This window comes from Alsobacter metallidurans, assembly GCF_014636935.1.
Classification (GTDB): domain Bacteria; phylum Pseudomonadota; class Alphaproteobacteria; order Rhizobiales; family Beijerinckiaceae; genus Alsobacter; species Alsobacter metallidurans.
In genome coordinates, this window is the sequence record NZ_BMES01000002.1 from 651,233 (window position 1) to 667,458 (window position 16,226).

17 protein-coding genes are annotated in these 16,226 nt (G+C 67.1%); 12 read left to right on the forward strand and 5 right to left on the reverse strand.

All coding sequences use genetic code 11. The annotated features are described in order from the left end of the window. Window positions 1–2: 2 nt before the first annotated feature. From IEV99_RS13355 to IEV99_RS13365, 3 genes are read right to left on the reverse strand one after another with little or no spacing between them, the layout of a single operon-like run. Window positions 3–839, reverse strand: coding sequence for a carbohydrate ABC transporter permease (locus tag IEV99_RS13355; protein WP_188518268.1), 837 nt, complete (start codon window positions 837–839; stop codon window positions 3–5). Continuing rightward, on the reverse strand, window positions 839–1,765 hold the full coding sequence (locus IEV99_RS13360; RefSeq protein ID WP_188518269.1) for a carbohydrate ABC transporter permease: 927 nt from the start codon (window positions 1,763–1,765) through the stop codon (window positions 839–841). Before IEV99_RS13360 ends, IEV99_RS13355 begins: the two co-directional genes overlap by 1 nt. A 13-nt stretch (window positions 1,766–1,778) precedes the next feature. Continuing rightward, the gene (locus IEV99_RS13365; protein WP_188518270.1) at window positions 1,779–3,047 is read right to left on the reverse strand and encodes a sugar ABC transporter substrate-binding protein; all 1,269 of its coding nucleotides are present in this window, start codon (window positions 3,045–3,047) and stop codon (window positions 1,779–1,781) included. A gap of 148 nt (window positions 3,048–3,195) precedes the next feature. Between IEV99_RS13365 and IEV99_RS13370 the strand changes: the two genes are divergently transcribed. The 8 genes from IEV99_RS13370 to uxuA all read left to right on the forward strand — a co-directional run bounded on the left by IEV99_RS13370 (window position 3,196) and on the right by uxuA (window position 12,010). Continuing rightward, entirely contained in the window at window positions 3,196–4,449 is a 1,254-nt protein-coding gene (locus IEV99_RS13370) for an ROK family transcriptional regulator (protein ID WP_188518271.1), read from the forward strand. Between the two features lie 124 nt (window positions 4,450–4,573). Continuing rightward, complete coding sequence (locus IEV99_RS13375; RefSeq protein WP_188518272.1) at window positions 4,574–5,347, forward strand: ferredoxin--NADP reductase; 774 nt, start codon at window positions 4,574–4,576, stop codon at window positions 5,345–5,347. A gap of 254 nt (window positions 5,348–5,601) precedes the next feature. Beyond that, window positions 5,602–6,594, forward strand: coding sequence for a TRAP transporter substrate-binding protein (locus IEV99_RS13380; RefSeq protein ID WP_188518273.1), 993 nt, complete (start codon window positions 5,602–5,604; stop codon window positions 6,592–6,594). 209 nt (window positions 6,595–6,803) lie between these two features. After that, entirely contained in the window at window positions 6,804–7,304 is a 501-nt protein-coding gene (locus IEV99_RS13385) for a TRAP transporter small permease (protein ID WP_188518274.1), read from the forward strand. After that, the gene (locus IEV99_RS13390; RefSeq protein WP_188518275.1) at window positions 7,304–8,581 is read left to right on the forward strand and encodes a TRAP transporter large permease; all 1,278 of its coding nucleotides are present in this window, start codon (window positions 7,304–7,306) and stop codon (window positions 8,579–8,581) included. The genes IEV99_RS13385 and IEV99_RS13390 overlap by 1 nt, the downstream gene beginning before the upstream one ends. Window positions 8,582–8,588: 7 nt before the next feature. Next, window positions 8,589–9,293 (forward strand): GntR family transcriptional regulator, encoded by a 705-nt coding sequence (locus IEV99_RS13395; RefSeq protein WP_188518276.1) that lies wholly within the window; start codon window positions 8,589–8,591, stop codon window positions 9,291–9,293. After that, entirely contained in the window at window positions 9,290–10,783 is a 1,494-nt protein-coding gene (locus tag IEV99_RS13400) for a mannitol dehydrogenase family protein (RefSeq protein WP_188518277.1), read from the forward strand. The genes IEV99_RS13395 and IEV99_RS13400 overlap by 4 nt, the downstream gene beginning before the upstream one ends. 30 nt (window positions 10,784–10,813) lie before the next feature. Next, a complete protein-coding gene (gene uxuA, locus IEV99_RS13405) occupies window positions 10,814–12,010 on the forward strand; it encodes a mannonate dehydratase (RefSeq protein WP_188518278.1) in 1,197 nt (398 codons plus the stop codon). Between the two features lie 25 nt (window positions 12,011–12,035). On the opposite strand, the gene IEV99_RS13410 is transcribed toward uxuA, so the two are convergent. Further along, entirely contained in the window at window positions 12,036–13,031 is a 996-nt protein-coding gene (locus IEV99_RS13410; RefSeq protein WP_188518279.1) for a DnaJ C-terminal domain-containing protein, read from the reverse strand. A 158-nt stretch (window positions 13,032–13,189) separates the two neighbouring features. After that, window positions 13,190–13,603 (reverse strand): RT0821/Lpp0805 family surface protein, encoded by a 414-nt coding sequence (locus tag IEV99_RS13415; RefSeq protein WP_188518280.1) that lies wholly within the window; start codon window positions 13,601–13,603, stop codon window positions 13,190–13,192. Between the two features lie 126 nt (window positions 13,604–13,729). Here IEV99_RS13415 and pdxH point away from each other — a divergent pair, with 126 nt between their 5' ends. The 4 genes from pdxH (at window position 13,730) to IEV99_RS13435 (ending at window position 16,221) form a co-directional block, all read left to right on the forward strand. Continuing rightward, entirely contained in the window at window positions 13,730–14,332 is a 603-nt protein-coding gene (pdxH, locus tag IEV99_RS13420; RefSeq protein ID WP_188518281.1) for a pyridoxamine 5'-phosphate oxidase, read from the forward strand. Window positions 14,333–14,409: 77 nt separating this feature from the next. Further along, window positions 14,410–15,162, forward strand: a complete 753-nt coding sequence (locus IEV99_RS13425) for an SDR family NAD(P)-dependent oxidoreductase (protein ID WP_188518282.1) — start codon at window positions 14,410–14,412, stop codon at window positions 15,160–15,162. Then, window positions 15,143–15,625 carry an NUDIX hydrolase gene (locus IEV99_RS13430; protein WP_188518283.1) on the forward strand — a complete coding sequence of 161 codons (483 nt, stop codon included), beginning with the start codon at window positions 15,143–15,145 and terminating at the stop codon, window positions 15,623–15,625. The genes IEV99_RS13425 and IEV99_RS13430 overlap by 20 nt, the downstream gene beginning before the upstream one ends. Beyond that, on the forward strand, window positions 15,622–16,221 hold the full coding sequence (locus IEV99_RS13435) for a TIGR02301 family protein (RefSeq protein ID WP_188518284.1): 600 nt from the start codon (window positions 15,622–15,624) through the stop codon (window positions 16,219–16,221). The genes IEV99_RS13430 and IEV99_RS13435 overlap by 4 nt, the downstream gene beginning before the upstream one ends. The last annotated feature ends 5 nt before the right edge of the window (window positions 16,222–16,226 follow it).

A 16,226-nucleotide genomic window follows, 5' to 3' on the forward strand; every position in this document is an offset into this window, starting at 1 on the left:
ATTCAGCCCTTCAGCCCGGCCAACACGACGCCGCGCACGATGTAGCGCTGCAGCACCAGGAACACGAGAAGGGTTGGCAGGGTGGCCAGCGCCGCGCCGGTCATGATCAGCTCCCACTGGATCTGCTGCTCCACCGCGAAGCTCGAGAGCCCCACCGGCAGCGTGTAAAGTTCCTTGCTGGTGGTGACGATCAGCGGCCAGATAAACGCTGTCCAGTTGCTCAGGAACGTGAAGATCGCCAGCGCCGACAAGGCCGGCGTCACCAGCGGCAGCGCGATGCGCCAGAAGATCGCGAACTCGTTCAGCCCGTCGACCCGCGCCGCCTCCAGGAAGTCGTTGGGCACCGTCTCGAAGAACTGCTTCATCAGGAAGGTGCCGAAGGCCGTCATCATGCCGGGGAACATGATGCCCCAGTAGGTGTCCAGCCAGCCGAAGTTGCGGGCCATCACGTACCAGGGGATCACCAGCATCTCGGTCGGGATCATCAGGGTCGACAGAATGGCCAGAAATACGATGTAGCGGCCGCGAAACTCGAACTTGGCCAGCGTGTAGCCGACGAGGCTGTCGAAGAACACGTTCGACAACGTCACCACGACAGCGACGCCCATCGAGTTGGCGAACCAGCGCAGGAAGCGCCCGTCGGACAGCACCGTGACGTAGTTGTCGAGCGTCGGATGGGCCGGAAGGAGTCTCAGATCATAGACTTCCGACGCGTCCTTCAACGACGTCGAGAACATGAATACGAGCGGCAGAATCATCGCGAGCCCGCCCGCCAGCAGCAGGACCCACGCCACGGCGCGACCGAAGCCGGCGCGCGGACCAACGGCGGCGGCGCTCATCAGCGATCCCTCAGAAGACGCAGTTGCACGAGCGACACGGCGAGCAGCGCCAGAAACAGCACCACCGTCTGGGCCGCCGCATAGCCCATGTCGAAGGACGAGAAGGCCGTCTGGTAGATCATCAGCACCAACGGCTTGGTGGCGTTGAGCGGCCCGCCCGGGTCGCCCGAGGTCATGTTGTAGACCTGGTCGAAAATCCGCAGGAAGCCGATGGACGAGAACACCACCAGGAAGATGATGGTCGGCCGCAGCAGCGGGATGGTGATGCGGCGCAGGATCGTCCCGTCCGACACGCCGTCGATGCGCGCCGCCTCGTAGTAGGTCGTCGGAATCGCCCGAAGGCCGGCCAGGAAGATCACCACCTGGAAGCCGAGCCCCGCCCAGATCGCGGGCGCGAGCACGGAGGGCAGCGACTGCGTGGTGGAGCGCAGAAACGGCTGCTGCGGAAAGCCGAACGTCGACAGGACCTGGTTGAACAGCCCAATTGGGACTGGCTGGTAGAACCACCGCCACACCCACGCCATGGCGGCGGCCGTGGTCAGGAATGGCAGGAAATATAACGCCCGGATGAACCCGTGCATAAAGCGCACGCGGTCGAGGTGGTAGGCGATCGTGAAAGCCAGCAGCAGGCTCACGGGCGTGCCGATCACCAGGTAAAGTACGGTGTTGCGGAACACCTGCCAGAACACCGGGTCGCCGAGCAGGCGCTTGAAGTTCGCCAGCCCGACGAAGCCCGGCTTCGTCAGCAGGTTCCAGTTCGTGGTCGAGATGTAGAAGGCTTCCCCGGTCGGGTAGAACCGGATCAGCGCGTAAAACAGGATCGGGACGGCCAGGAAGCCCCAGGCCCAGACCACCTGTTTCCGGCGCAGGCTCAATCCGCGCCAGAAACCGCCGCGTGCGACGTGGTCCAGGGCCTGGTCCGTCATGACGCCCGTCCGCTCACTTCTTGGCGTAGAAACGGTCGAGAATGGCCTGTTCGGCCTTCGCCGCCTCCGCCAGCGCCGCCTTCGCGTCCTGGTTCTGGATCAGAACCCGGTTTGCGAGGTCGAGCGCCACCTGACGCTGCCCGGCCTCGTCCACGAACACGGTGGCGTTTGAGTAGTTCAGCGCCTTCAGGAACGGCCCGTAGATCGGGTGGGAGAGGTTCTTGTCGGTCTCGGCCGCGGCCTTGCGGGCCGGCAATTCGCCTACCGCGTCGAGCCACACCTGCATGGCCTCGGGCGTGGTCACGAAGGCGAGGAACTTCTTGGACGCCTCCAGCTTCTCGCCGGTCGCCTTGGTGGTGATGGCGTTCACCCAGTAGCTGGCGAAGTTGAAGCGCTTGCCGTCGGGCCCGGCCGGGAGCTCGGCGACGCCCCACTCGAAACCCTTGATGTTGCCAAAGGCGCCGAGGCGGAAGCTGCCGTCGATCGTCATGGCGGCGCGGCCGGCGCGGAACGCCGCCTGCCCCTCGTCCATGAAGCCGGCCTGGCCCACCTTGTGGACCTTCTGCAGGTCGGCGTACCAGGTCAGCGACTTGGCGCCGGCCTCGCTGTCGTAGGTCACCTTCTTGTTGTCGTCGCTGTACGGCGCTCCGCCGTTCTGGCGCAGCAGCACCTCGCGCCACCAATGATAATCCTGGCCCGGGAAATCGAGAGTGATGCCTTCGGACAGGAGATTGCCCGCGCCGTCACGCTTCACGGTCTTCTTGGCGGCTTCCAGCAGCTCGTCCGTGGTCTGCGGCGGCTTGGCCGGGTCGAGGCCCGCCTCCTGGAACAGCTTCTTGTTGTAGAACAGCGCCAGCGAGCGCACCGCCGTCGGCAGGCCGTAGTACTCGCCATCGCGCTTCATGGCCGAGACGATCGGGTAGAAGTCCTTCTCGATCATGGCCGGCGGGAACGCGTCCTTGGGCAGCGGCTGAATGAACTTGGCGGCGACGAAATTGTCGAGCCAGCCATAGAACAGCTGCACCACGTCGGGCCCCTGCCCGGCCGGCAGCGCCGCCGCGATCTTGGTCTGGTAGTCGGCATACGGGAAGGTCGTGTGCTTGACCTTGATGTTCGGATTCGCGGCCTGGAAACGCTTGATCAGCTCGTCCATCGCCTTGATGCGGGCGTCGAATACGTACTGCCAGTATTCGATCTCCACCGTCTGGGTCTGCGCTTGCGCGCCGGAGATGACCCCTACGGCCGCCGCAAGGCCGACCAGCATTCCTCGAAAGCCGCGCATCGCTCCACTCCCCTCGTTGATCGTTGGCGCGCTCGCACCGGCAGCGCTCAACCCATGCTTGTACGGCCTCGGCAGCCTGTCAACGGATTAATTCAATTGAGTTGGTTTAACTCAGGCTGCACAGTCGTTGTCGCAATCTGGTCCTGACATGACGCGCAAAGATCCAATCGCCGAAGCGGCCGCAACCTCCTCCAGCGTCGCCCTGGGCGGAAACGCCGAGCGCACCCGAAGCCACAATCGCCGCGTGGTTCTCGAAACTGTGCGCCAGCATGGCCGCCTCGGCCGCTCCGACATCGCGGCGCTGACGCGACTGACCGCGCAGGCGGTCTCCAACATCGTGGTGGAGCTTGTCGCCGAAGGCCTGCTGGCCGAGCGCGGCCGCCGCCGCACCGCACGCGGCCAGCCGCCGGTTGATTTCGAGGTCAACGCAGACGGAGGCATGACGGCTGGCATGGAGATCGGCGCGGACCGGATCACCACCGTGCTGGTGGACATCGCCGGAGGTCTGCGAGCCCAGCGAACGACGACCCTGCCGGACGCCTCGCCGCCAGCCGTGCAGGCGCTCGCGGCCTTGGAGCTGGCCGCCGCGCGCCGCGCCCCTGGCTTGCCGAAGCGGCTGCTTGGCTGCGGTGTCGTGATGCCAGGCCCCTTCGGCGTCGAAGGCATGAGTTCGATTGGCGACACCGTGTTGCCCGGCTGGGCGAATCTTGACGCCGCCGCCCTGATGACCGAGGCCCTGGGCTGCGCCGTCACGGTCGAGAACGACGCCACTGCGGCGGCCGTAGGCGAGCGCCTTTACGGGCGCGGCCGCGACCGACGAAACTTTTGTCTCGTCTATTTCGGCGCGGGCCTGGGGCTCGGCATCATCATAGACGGCCAGCCCTATCGAGGCGCCTACGGCAACGCTGGCGAAATCGGCCATGTCCGCGTAGTTCCGGGCGGACGCGCTTGCCCGTGCGGCGGCCACGGCTGCCTTGAGCGCTACGCTTCCGCGAACGCGCTGGCCGAGATGCTGCACGACTCCGGCCGAGAGGCGGCGTATGAGGACGTCGCCCGCCTCGCCGACACCCGCGATCCTGTGGTGGACCGCTGGATCGCGGAGGCCGCCACCCTGCTCGGACCTGTTGTGGCGCTGCTCGAAAACCTGTTCGATCCCGAGACCATCGTGCTCGGCGGCACGTTGCCGGACGTCGTCATGGACGGCTTGGTGGCCGCCATGCAGCCCCTGCCGCTGTCGGTGTCGTCGCGGTCCGACCGAAGCGTGACGCGACTGCAGCGCGGCGCCACCGGCCGCTTGACGGCGGCGCTCGGAGCAGCCGCGCTGCCTCTTCTCGACACGATCGCGCCCAAGATCGACCGCGTGGCTCCGCCGGAACCCATCGCGAGGGCCGCCGGCCGCTGAAGACCCACCCGGACCAGTGGAGCCCGCCAGGCGACTCGTTTGATTTGCCTCTGGCTCCCGATGGCTTTATTCGCAGGTGCGAGATGGGAGCCTGGGCGGCTCCGAAACGCTTTCAGAGGGCGCCATGGCGGCTTTCGACTTCGAGCGCGTGCTGCTGGTCGAGCACTGGACCGATCGGCTGTTCAGCTTTCGTACGACGCGCAATCCGACGCTGCGCTTCGAAAACGGCCAGTTCGCGATGATCGGCCTCAAGGTCGACGGCCGGCCGCTGCTGCGCGCCTACAGCTTCGCGAGCGCCAACTACGAGGAATATCTCGAGTTTTACAGCATCAAGGTGCCGGAGGGTCCGCTCACCTCTCGGCTTCAGCACATCAAGGTCGGCGATGAGATCATCGTGGGCCACAAGCCCACCGGCACGCTGATCCAGAGCAACCTGCTGCCCGGCAAGCGCCTGTTCATGTTCGCGACCGGCACCGGCCTCGCGCCTTTCGCCAGCATCATGCAGGACCCGGAGGTCTACGACCGCTACGAAAAGATCGTGATGGTGCACGGCTGCCGCGAGATCGCCGAACTTGCCTACGGCCAGCGTCTCGTCCGCGGCTTGCCCGAGAACGAGTATTTCGGAGACGTCGTGAAGGACAAGCTCGTCTACTACCCCACCACAACGCGCGAGCCCTTCGTCCACATGGGCCGGGTCACCGACCTCATCCAGAACGGCAAGCTCTTCGCCGACACGGGCCTTGCCCCACTCGACCCCGAACACGACCGGGTCATGCTCTGCGGCAGCCCCCAGATGCTCGCAGACCTGCGCGTCATGCTGGACGCCATGGCGTTCACAGAAGGCAGCACCAACACCCCCGGCAGCTACGTCATCGAACGCGCCTTCGTGGACAAGTAAGCCGCCGCCAACAGGCGCGCGCCCTGGGCTGTCCTGCGACGTCGCGAACTGAAGGCTAGGCAGTCGAGCCTACAGACCAGCTTCAAGCTGGTCTGCTTCGCTGCCGCCCCCGATACAGAAAAAGGTTGAACAATCCCGCCCGGCTCTGCACTCACCTCAAACTTGTCGACTAGTCATCCAGTTTGATCTGGGCTAGCGTCCTGCCGCGATAGAGGAACGCCGAAAAGCAATCGGCGGCATCCCGGAGGAAAGCGATGTCGAATATTTGTCTTACCCGCCGTGCGCTCGGCGCCGGACTGGCTCTCGCGGTGGGCCTCGGGCTTTCCGCGCCCGCTTTTGCCCAGGCGAAGGTCACCCTCAAGCTCGGCCACCTCGGCAACGAGGACAATGTCTGGCACAAGGCCAGCATGCGTTTTGCCGAAGAAGTCGCTAAGCGCACCAACGGCGAGATTGAGGTCAAGATTTTCCCGAACGAGCAGCTCGGCAAGGAAACCGACCTGATCAAGGGCATCCAGCTTGGCACCGTCGATTTTACCATCACCGGCGAGTCGCTGCAGAACTGGGCTCCCTCCGCCGCCCTGCTGGCCGTGCCCTACGCAATTCGCGACCTCGACCATCTCGACAAGGTCGTGTCCGGCCCCGTCGGGGCTAAGATCGCGCAGAACATCGATGACAAGACCGGCCTCAAGGTCCTGACCTACTTCGCCCGCGGCCCGCGCGAGCTGACCTCCAACCGCCCGATCAAATCGCCGGCCGACCTCAACGGCCTGAAGCTGCGCGTGCCGAACGTGCCGCTCTTCGTGAAGTTCTGGGAAGCGCTCGGCGCCAAGCCGACCCCGATGGCCTTCTCGGAGGTGTTCACCTCGCTGCAGAACTCCACCATCGACGCCCAGGAGAACCCGCTGGCGCTGATCAAGTCGGCAAGCTTCAACGAGGTCCAGAAATACGTGAACCAGACGGATCACGTGCTGAGCTGGATCTACCTCGTCGGCGGAACCAAGAAGATGGCCCGCCTGACGGACGCCCAGCAAAAGGCCATCGTGGAAGCCGCCAAGGCCGCCCAGGGCTATGAGCGCGGGCTCTTTACGGCCGACGAGAAGCAGCTCGAGGCCGACCTGAAGGCCAAGGGCATGGAGTTCGTGCAGGTCGACAAGGCCGCCTTCGCGGCCAAGGCCAAGGACGCCGTAACGGCCGCCCTGCCGGCCGAGATCAAGCCCCTCTACGACGAGATCGTCGCCACAAAGTGAGGTAGCCGGCCAAGCGCTCGCATGCGCCCCCTCTCCCCGGAATGGGGAGAGGGCTGGGGTGAGGGTTGGCCAACATCCCCTCATCCGACCTCGCTGCGCTCGGCCACCTTCTCCCCGTACCGGGGAGAAGGGCTCGCCTCACATCCGCCGGCCCGGCCCTCCCGCCGGACCGGCCTCCCCCACCCTGAGCAGGTTTGTTCGAGGACCCCATGCGCAACGTCTTCGCCGGCCTGGTGGCCGCCTTGGTGAGCATATGCCGCTACGGCACGCTCGCCGCCTTCTCTGTGCTGATCGGCGTCGTCGCCATCCAGGTGCTCGGCCGCATCCCGGGCTTCCCGTCCCCGTCTTGGACCGAGGAAGTCGCCCGCTTCGCGTTGGTCTACCTCGTCGCCTTTTCGTGCGGGCTAGCGGTGCTGCGTTCCGAGCTCGTGAACGTCGACCTGTTCATCACGCCCTTGCCGCCCGCAGCGCGGCGCTTCGTGGAGCGGATCGTAGACGTGATCATGATCGTGTTTTCGCTCGCGATCCTGCCCGGCGCCTGGGACTACGTCGCCGGCAGCCTCGGCGAGCGCGCCCGCTCGCTCGATGTGCCGATGATCGCCATCTACGTCGTGACGCTGATCATCCCCGCCTCGCTCGCCTTCTTCTCCCTCGCGCGCTTCCTTGGCTTCGGCCAGACGCCGCCCGCAAGCCACGGGGAACTCGTCTGATGCTCGTCACCCTGCTGTTCGGCACCTTCGCGGTCTGCCTCATCCTGGGCACGCCGATCGGCGTGGCGCTCGGCCTCGCCTCGGCCGTGTATCTCTTCGGCGCCGGCATCGATCTGTCGGTCGTTCCGCAATACATGTTCGCCGGCATGGATTCCTTCGTGCTGCTCTGCATCCCAGGCTTCGTGCTCGCCGGCAATCTCATGAACGGCGGCGGCATCACGGATCAGATCGTGCGTTTCGGCAACGCCATCGTGGGCCACATCCGCGGCGGGCTCGGCCTCGCCAACGTGGTCGGCTCGATGATCTTCGCCGGCATCTCGGGCACGGCAGTGGCCGAGACTGCCTCGATCGGGTCGGTGATGATCCCGGCCATGCGCAAGTCGGGCTATGACGCGCACTTCGCGGCGGCCGTCACGGCGGCCGCTTCCACGGTCGGCCCGATCATTCCGCCCAGCGTGCCGATGATCATTGTCGGCACCCTCACGGGCCTCTCGGTTGGCAAGATGTTTCTGGCCGGCGCCGTCCCGGGCGTGCTGATGGGCATCGGGATGATGATCACGGTCTACATTATCTCGCGCAAGCGCGGCTATCCGAAGGGGACCTGGCAGGGCTGGGGCCACGTTGTGCGCACCAGCAAGGCGGCCTTCTGGGCCATCCTGATGACCGGCGTGATCCTGTTTGGCATCGTCGGCGGCTACTTCACGCCCACCGAGGCCTCGGTGGTGTCGGCGCTCTACGCCTTCGTGGTGGGCCTCTTCGTGTATCGCGGTTTCAAGGTGTCGGCGCTGCCCAACATCCTGATCGAGAGCGCCATCGGGTCGGGCGCGCTGGTGCTGCTTGTGGGCCTCGCCAACGTGTTCGGCTGGATCCTCACCAGCGAGCAGATCCCGCAGGCGATCGCGGCCTCCATGCTGGCGCTGACCACTAATAAGTACTTGATTATTCTCCTGATCAACATCCTGCTGCTGATCGTCGGCACCTTCATGGAAACAATCGCGGCGCTGATCATCCTGTTTCCGCCGCTGCTCGCCGTGGCCGTGAAGGTCGGCATCGACCCGATCCACTTCGCCACCTTCGCGGTGATCAACCTGATGATCGGCCTCACCACGCCGCCGGTCGGCGTGTGCCTGTTTGTATCGGCCAACATTGCCAAGATCTCGCTGGGCGCGATCAGCAAGGCGATCTGGCCCTTCCTGGTGTGCAACATCTTGGTTCTGTTCCTGGTGTCCTACGTGCCGCAGATCTCGCTTTGGCTGCCCAGCCTTTTCTACAAGTGAGGAATGGATGAGCTTCGATCGCCAGAGCAGCCATACGCCGCCCACCGTTCGCGCAATACATGCGGCGCTTCGCCAGGATATCGTCAACCTGCGGCTGCGGCCGGGCGAGCGGCTCTCTGAAAACGAACTAGCCCTGCGTTTCGGCACCAGCCGCGCCCCGGTCCGTGAAGCCTTGATCAGGCTCGTCGAGGAAGGCCTGATCGATGTGCGGCCTCAGCGCGGCAGCTTCGTCAGCCGGATCTCCCTCTCGGCCATGGAGCGCGCGCGGTTCGTTCGCGAGGCGCTGGAACTCGCCGCCGTGCGCCGCGCCGCTGAGCGAGGCGTGTCGCCCGGCCTGCTGGCCCGAGCGCGCGGCGCGATCGCCGAGCAGGAACGGGCGCAGCGAAACCCCGAGCGGTTCACCCAGGCCGACGACGCCTTTCACCACACACTGGCGGACGGCAGCGGAGTCGCCCAGCTCTGGGCTGTAGTCGAGCGTGAGAAAGCGCAATTCGACCGGGTCCGGTTCCTCAGCCTTCCGGCCGCGACTCCGGTGGAGGTTCTCATCGCCCAGCATCGCGCTATCCTGGCCGGCATCGAGAATCGCGACCCTGCTGCGGCCGAGGCCGCCATGCGGACGCACATGTCCGAGGTGCTCAAAATCGCCCATACCTTGGCGGCCGAGCACCCCGACCTCATCAACGACGACCTTGGAGCGGACGTGCAGCCATGACCGTCCTCGCGGACCTTCCCCGCCTATCCCCAGCCACGCTGACGCAGCTGAAGCCCGGCGTCGCCCTGCCCGGCTACGACCGCGACCGCTTGCGCGTCGGGATCGTGCATCTGGGCCTCGGCGCCTTCGTGCGCGCCCACGGCATGCTCTACACGGACGACGCGCTCGCGCAGGACTTCGCCGCCTGGGGCTATGCGGGCGTGAGCCTGAAAAGGCCCGACCAGCGCGACCGGCTCGCCCCGCAGGGCGGCCTCTACACGGCCCTCCGGCGCGACAGCGACGGCGTGAAGGCCCGCATCGTCGGCAACCTCAAGGCCACCCTGGTCGCCCCCGAGGATCCCGAGGCCGTTGTCGCCATGATGGCGGACGCGGCGGCCCGCATCGTCAGCCTCACGATCACCGAAAAGGGCTACTGCCACGATCCCGCGACCGGCCAGCTCGACGAGCATCACGCCGACATCCGCCATGACCTGGAGAACCACGACGCGCCCCGCACCGCGGTCGGCATCATCGTGGAGGCGCTGGAGCGCCGACGCGTCAACGGCATCGCGCCCTTCACGGTGCTGTGCTGCGACAACCTCCCCCACAACGGCCAGCTCGTGTCCGGGCTGGTGCGCGATTTCGCGGCCTTGCGCGACACCGGTCTCGCGGCCTGGATCGAGGCGCACGGCGCCTTTCCGTCCACGATGGTGGACCGCATCGTGCCGGCGACCACGCAGGCCGACATCGACGCCGCCGCCGAGGCGACCGGCCTTTACGACGCCGCGCCGGTCACGCACGAGCCGTTCCGGCAATGGGTTATCGAGGACGCCTTCGTGGATGGCGCCCGCCCGGCCTGGCACAAGGCCGGCGCGCAGATCGTCGCCGACGTCGCGCCCTATGAGCATATGAAGCTGCGGCTGCTCAACGGCTCCCATTCGGCGCTCGCCTATCTGGGCTATCTGGCCGGCTGCGAGACCGTGGTGGACGCCGTCTCCAACCCCGCCCTGCGCGCCTTTGTGAAGGCGCTCTGGCGCGAGGAGGTCATCCCGGCCGTGCCCGCGCCCGCCGGAGTGGATCTTGGCGGCTATGCGGACGACCTGCTGGAGCGCTTCTCCAACTCGTCCATTCGCCACCGCACGTGGCAGATCGCCATGGACGGCTCGCAGAAGCTGCCGCAGCGCATCCTGGCCACCATTCGCGACCGCTTGGACGCTGGGCTGCCGTTCCCCCGCCTCGCCCTCGCGGTAGCGGCATGGATCCGTTACGTGGGCGGCGTCGACGAGCGGGGCCAGCCCATCGACGTACGCGACCCCCTGGCGCAGACGCTGCGTCAGGCGCTGGACCAGGCGGGCCAGAGCCCTGCCGCGCGGGTCGCCGCCATGCTCCGCCAGGACGCGATCTTCGGCGCCGATCTGCCGCACGCCCCGGCCTTCGTGCAGGCGGTGACGGACGCCTACGCCATCCTGCTGGCGCGCGGCGCTGTGGCGGCGGCCGGTGCTGCAACCTGATTCCACCAAAGAGATTGCGAGGAAGAGCACATGGAACAGACTTGGCGCTGGTTCGGCCCCGACGACGTGGTTCCGCTGCACGCGATCCGGCAGGCTGGCGCCCGCGGCGTCGTCACGGCCCTCCACCAGATCCCTTACGGGGTGGTGTGGTCCGTGGAGGAGATCGAAGCCCGCAAGGCGCTGATCGCCGCCGATCGCAGCCTGGGACTGCGCTGGAGCGTGGTGGAAAGCCTGCCCATCCATGAGCGGATCAAGATCGGCGAAGGCGATCTCTCGGAGCTGTTCGACAACTACCGCCAGTCGATGCGCAACCTCGCGGCCTGCGGGGTGACGACAATCTGCTACAACTTCATGCCGGTGCTCGACTGGACCCGCACGGAGCTCCATCATCCGCTGCCCGGCGGCGGCACGGCGCTGCGCTTCAACGCGCACGAATACGCCGCGTTCGACTGCTTCATGCTGGAGCGCCCCGGCGCTCAGGACGAGGTTTCGCCCGAGGTGCTCGCCAAGGCGCGGAGCTGGTTCGAGAAAGCCTCCGAGAGCGACAAGGCCCGGCTGCTGGCCAACATCATGGCGGGCCTGCCCGGCGCCTTCGACCGCTACGACATCCCCGGGCTGCGCCGCCATCTGGCGCGCTACGCCGGCATCGACCGCGAGGCCCTACGCGAGAACCTTGCCCGGTTCCTGCGCGAGGTGACCCCAACCGCCGAAGAGGTCGGCATCCGCATGGCGATCCACCCGGACGACCCGCCGCGTTCGTTGATGGGGCTGCCCCGTATCGTGTCGTCGGCCGACGACCTTGATTTCATCACCCAGGCGGTGGACTCGCCCGCCAATGGGATCACGTTCTGCACCGGCTCGCTTGGGGCCGGCGCACACAATGACCTTCCCGCCATGGCGCGGCGGTTCGCGCATCGAACCCACTTCGCCCATCTGCGAAACGTCGCCAAGGAGCCGGACGGCTCCTTCATGGAAGCCGATCACCTCGGCGGCGACGCCGACATGGTGGCGGTCGTGGAGGCGCTGCTGGACGAGCAGAACCGCCGCAAGCAGGCCGGCGACGCCCGCTGGCGCATCCCCTTCCGCCCCGACCACGGCCACGAGCTGCTGGACGACAAGGGTAAAGGCAGCTTTCCGGGCTACTCCGCCATCGGCCGCCTCAAAGGCCTCGCCGAAATCCGCGGCGTCATGACGGCGGTGTCGCAGCTGAAAGGATTGCCGCTTTAGCGGGATCGCCCCCCTGGCGCTGGCCTTACATGTCCTTGCGGGGATCGAAGGTCTGCGTCTCCGACCAGCGCTTCATTAAGGCTTCCAACTCCTGATCCTTTTCGGGCGGGAGCACCACCTCGACAGTGACCAGCAGGTCGCCGGGGCCGTCGGCAGCCGGGAGCCCTTTGCCACGCAGGCGAAGGGTGCGGCCGCTGGAGGAGTGGGAAGGGATCGACATTTCCACCGCGCCGTCCAGCGTCGGGACGCGGACCTTGGCGCCCAGCACGGCTTCATCGAGCCGCAGCGGCAGGCGCAGGCGCAGGTCTTTGCCTTCCACCGTGAAGCGCTTGTCTGGCCGCACCCGCACGTTGACCAGAAGGTCGCCGTTTGCGCCGCCCCAGGCGCTCGGGTGGCCCTGCCCTTTCAGGCGGATGACCTTGCCGTCCGTGACGCCGGCCGGAACCGAGATCTCGACCTCCTTGCCGGAGGGCAGCACGACGCGCGCCTTGGCGCCCTTCGCGGCCTCGGCGAGCGTCAGCGTGATCTCCGTCTGTGCATCTTCGCCGGACGGGCGCTTGCCGCCCGTGCGACCGGCGCGCTGGCCACCGGCCGCGCCGCCGCCGGCAAACAGATCGGCGAAGATGTCGCCCGGATCGAAACCGCCCGGCCCCGTGCGGGCGCGATAGCCGCCGGCCGCGCCGCCCGGCTCGAAGCCGAAATTGAAGCCCTCGAAGCCCGCGCCGCGGCCGGCCCCGAAGCCTGCCCCCGCGCCGGGTCCGCCGCCGTGGTGGAAGCCCTCGAAGCCGCTGAACCGCGGCTTGCCCTCAGCGTCGATCTCGCCGCGATCGAACTGCTTGCGCTTGGCGTCGTCGCCCAAAATCTCATAGGCGTTGGTGAGCTCGGAAAATTTTTCGCGCGCCTTCGGATCGTCGGGATTGCGGTCCGGATGCAGCACCTTCGCGAGTTTGCGATAGGCCTTCTTGATGTCCGCCTCCTGGGCGGAGCGCGGCACGCCCAAAATCTCGTAGGGATCGCGCATCGTGGTTCAACTCCTGCGGGTGATTGGACGCGCGGCCGCGCCTCGTCCCGAAGCCGGCGATTCCACGCAGCGACGCGCCGGAACCCGCCAGCTCTCCTGTTCGCTCCTGATGTGGTGAGACTGTTGCCGATTCGCAACGGCGCCTCATCGCGCCGCCATCATACCGCGTTGGCGGCCGCCTTCACCTTCTGCACCGTCCAGTCGCCTGCGCCAAGGCGGCAGGCCACGCCGATGAGCTTGTCCTCGCGCCCTTGCGTCTTCACGGCGGCGGAAAACGAGCGGCAGACCTGGTCGTTGCGCACATAGGCTTGGCCGTTGGCCGTGAAGCTGCCGGAGCCGCCCGTGTCGGCGTTGTTCCAGGACGCTCCCGGCCCCTTGTGCAGCGGGTCGAGCGCCTGCGCGAGAACCGGGCTCGCGACCTTCCAGTCGACGTCGTCGATCGTGGGCGCGAGCGGCGAGCCCGCCGGCGTGATGGAGGCGGTGGTCTCGGGATCAGCCAGGCTCATGCCCGGCAGCACCATCGAGCAGCCACACAGCGCGAGCGCGACCGTGGAGGCGACGCCGACGCGCACCAGCTGCGCCGCAGCGCCACTTTGTAGAAGACGGCGATGTCCCATATAAGTCGATAGGTCGGCTCGGCGGGACAATGGCGATCCTCGTTACGCTTGTACGCCGACATTCAACCAACGGAAACGTTAATGGCTGGTGACTTCGCCGGGTCCCGCGACCCCTTCGCCCTCTTCGCCGACTGGTTCGCCGAGGCCAAGGAGTCCGAACCCAACGACCCCAACGCGATGGCGCTCGCCACCGTGGACGAATCTGGCCTCCCCGATGTCCGCATGGTGTTGCTGAAGGGTTACGACGCGGACGGGTTCGTGTTCTACACCAACACGGAATCCGCCAAGGGGACCGAGCTGGCGGGGACGCCCAAGGCTGCCGTCGTATTCCATTGGAAGAGCCTGCGCCGCCAGGTGCGCGTGCGCGGCCCGGTGGAGCGCGTGACCGACGCCGAAGCCGACGCCTACTTTGAGAGCAGGCCGCGCGACAGCCGCATCGGGGCCTGGGCGAGCCAGCAGTCCCGCCCGCTGGAGAGCCGCTTCGCGCTCGAAAAGGCGGTTGCGACCTATGCGGCGAGATACGCCATCGGGACGGTGCCGCGCCCGCCGCACTGGACAGGGTTCCGCATCCGGCCCGTGCAGATGGAATTCTGGATGGACAAGCCGTTCCGGCTGCATGACAGGGTGGTGTTTCGCCGCCCCCAGCCGGAGGGCGAATGGGCGAGTGAACGCCTGTATCCTTGAGTCAAACTACGTTGTTATGAAGATTAAGCCTTGAAACGGCGCGGCCACCGGCCGCCCGATCCCGAACAGGATGCCGAATGCCCAATTCCAACGCTAACGGCCAACGAAAGGCCATGCTGCTGACCGGCGCGAGCCGCGGCATCGGCCACGCGACCGTGAAGCGGTTCTCCGCCGCGGGCTGGCGCGTTATCACCTGCTCGCGCCACCCCTTCCCGGAGAACTGCCCTTGGGAAATGGGCCCTGAGGACCACATCCAGCTCGACCTCGCCGACCCCGCCAACACGACGGAGGCGATTGAGGAGGTAAAGAACCGGCTGGAGGGGGGGCGCTTGGACGCGCTGGTCAACAACGCCGCCATCTCGCCCAAGGGTGAAGGCGGTTCGCGGCTAGGCACCCTCGAAACCTCGGTGGCGGACTGGCAGAAGGTGTTCCAGGTGAACTTTTTCGCCCCCGTTATGCTGGCGCGCGGGCTGATGAACGAGCTCAAGGCCGCGAAGGGCTCCGTGGTGAACGTCACCTCGATCGCGGGCTCGCGGGTGCATCCGTTCGCAGGTGCGGCTTATGCGACGTCCAAGGCTGCGCTGGCGGCGCTGACCCGCGAGATGGCGGCCGATTTTGGTCCGCACGAAATTCGCGTGAACGCCATCTCGCCGGGCGAGATCGACACCGCCATCCTGTCGCCCGGAACGGACAAGATCGTGGCCCAGATTCCATTGCGCCGGCTCGGCACGCCCGAGGAGGTAGCCAAGGCGATCTACTTCCTGTGCACGGACCAGTCGAGCTATGTCCACGGGGCTGAGATCCACATCAATGGCGGCCAGCACGTCTGACAGCGGCGGGGCCGAGGTCCCGCAGGCCGATCCCCGCCTCTACCCGTCTCGGCCTTTTCTGGCGGCCAGCGTGGCGGTGTTTCGCGCCGGCAAGGTGCTGCTTGCAACGCGCACCAAGCCGCCGGCCGCGACGCTCTTCTCGCTGCCCGGTGGACTGGTGGAGCCCGGCGAAACGCTGGAGCAAGCCGCGCTGCGCGAACTCATGGAGGAGGTCGGCGTGGTCGCCGAGGTGGTGGGTTTCGTGCGCCACACCGAGGTTATCGAACGAGACCCGGATAACCGCGTCGTGCGGCATTTCGTGATCGCGACCTTTGCGGCGCGCTGGGTGTCGGGTGAGCCGGCGCCAAGCCCTGAGGCCGGCGAGGTCCTGTTCGCCGAGCCCGGCGCCATTGGCGGGATGGCTGCGACCCGCGGCCTGGCGCGGATTGTCGCCGAGGCCGCAGCCGTGCTGGAGGCCGCATGACGAAGCAAAAGCGCATCGCCGCCACCATGCTGGCGCTGGCTGGGGCGACCGTCGTGGCGGAGCCAGCCGCCGCACAATTCTACTGGCCGTGGGAAACGCCGCCCAGGCCGGCGCCGCAAATCATCATCCAGCGTCCGCCCCGGCATCTGCCGCCCGCGGCCTCGCCCGCGCAGAGATCGCACCCCCGACCGGGGGCCCGCGGCGATCAGGCGACGCGCCCGCCGAAGCCGGCCGACGCGAAGCCAGCGGAACAAAAGCCCACCGAGGCCGCCCAGCCCGCGCCCGAGGGGCCGCCGCCGCCCTACGAGCCGCAGATGCTGCGCCTGTCCGAACTCATGGGTGCGCTGGCCTTTCTCCATCCGCTCTGCGGCGGCGAAGGCGAGGCCGAGTGGCGCGGCCGCATGACGGCGCTGATCAACGCCGAAGCGCCCCCGCCCCAGCGCCGCGAGCGACTGGCCGGGGCCTACAACCGCGGCTATCGCGAGTATTCGGTGACATATCGGCGCTGCACGCCGGCGGCCGAGACCATCATCAGCCGCAGCCTCAACGAGGGCGGGCGGCTGACGCGGGAGCTCGCCGGGCGCTTTGGCGGCTGAGTCGC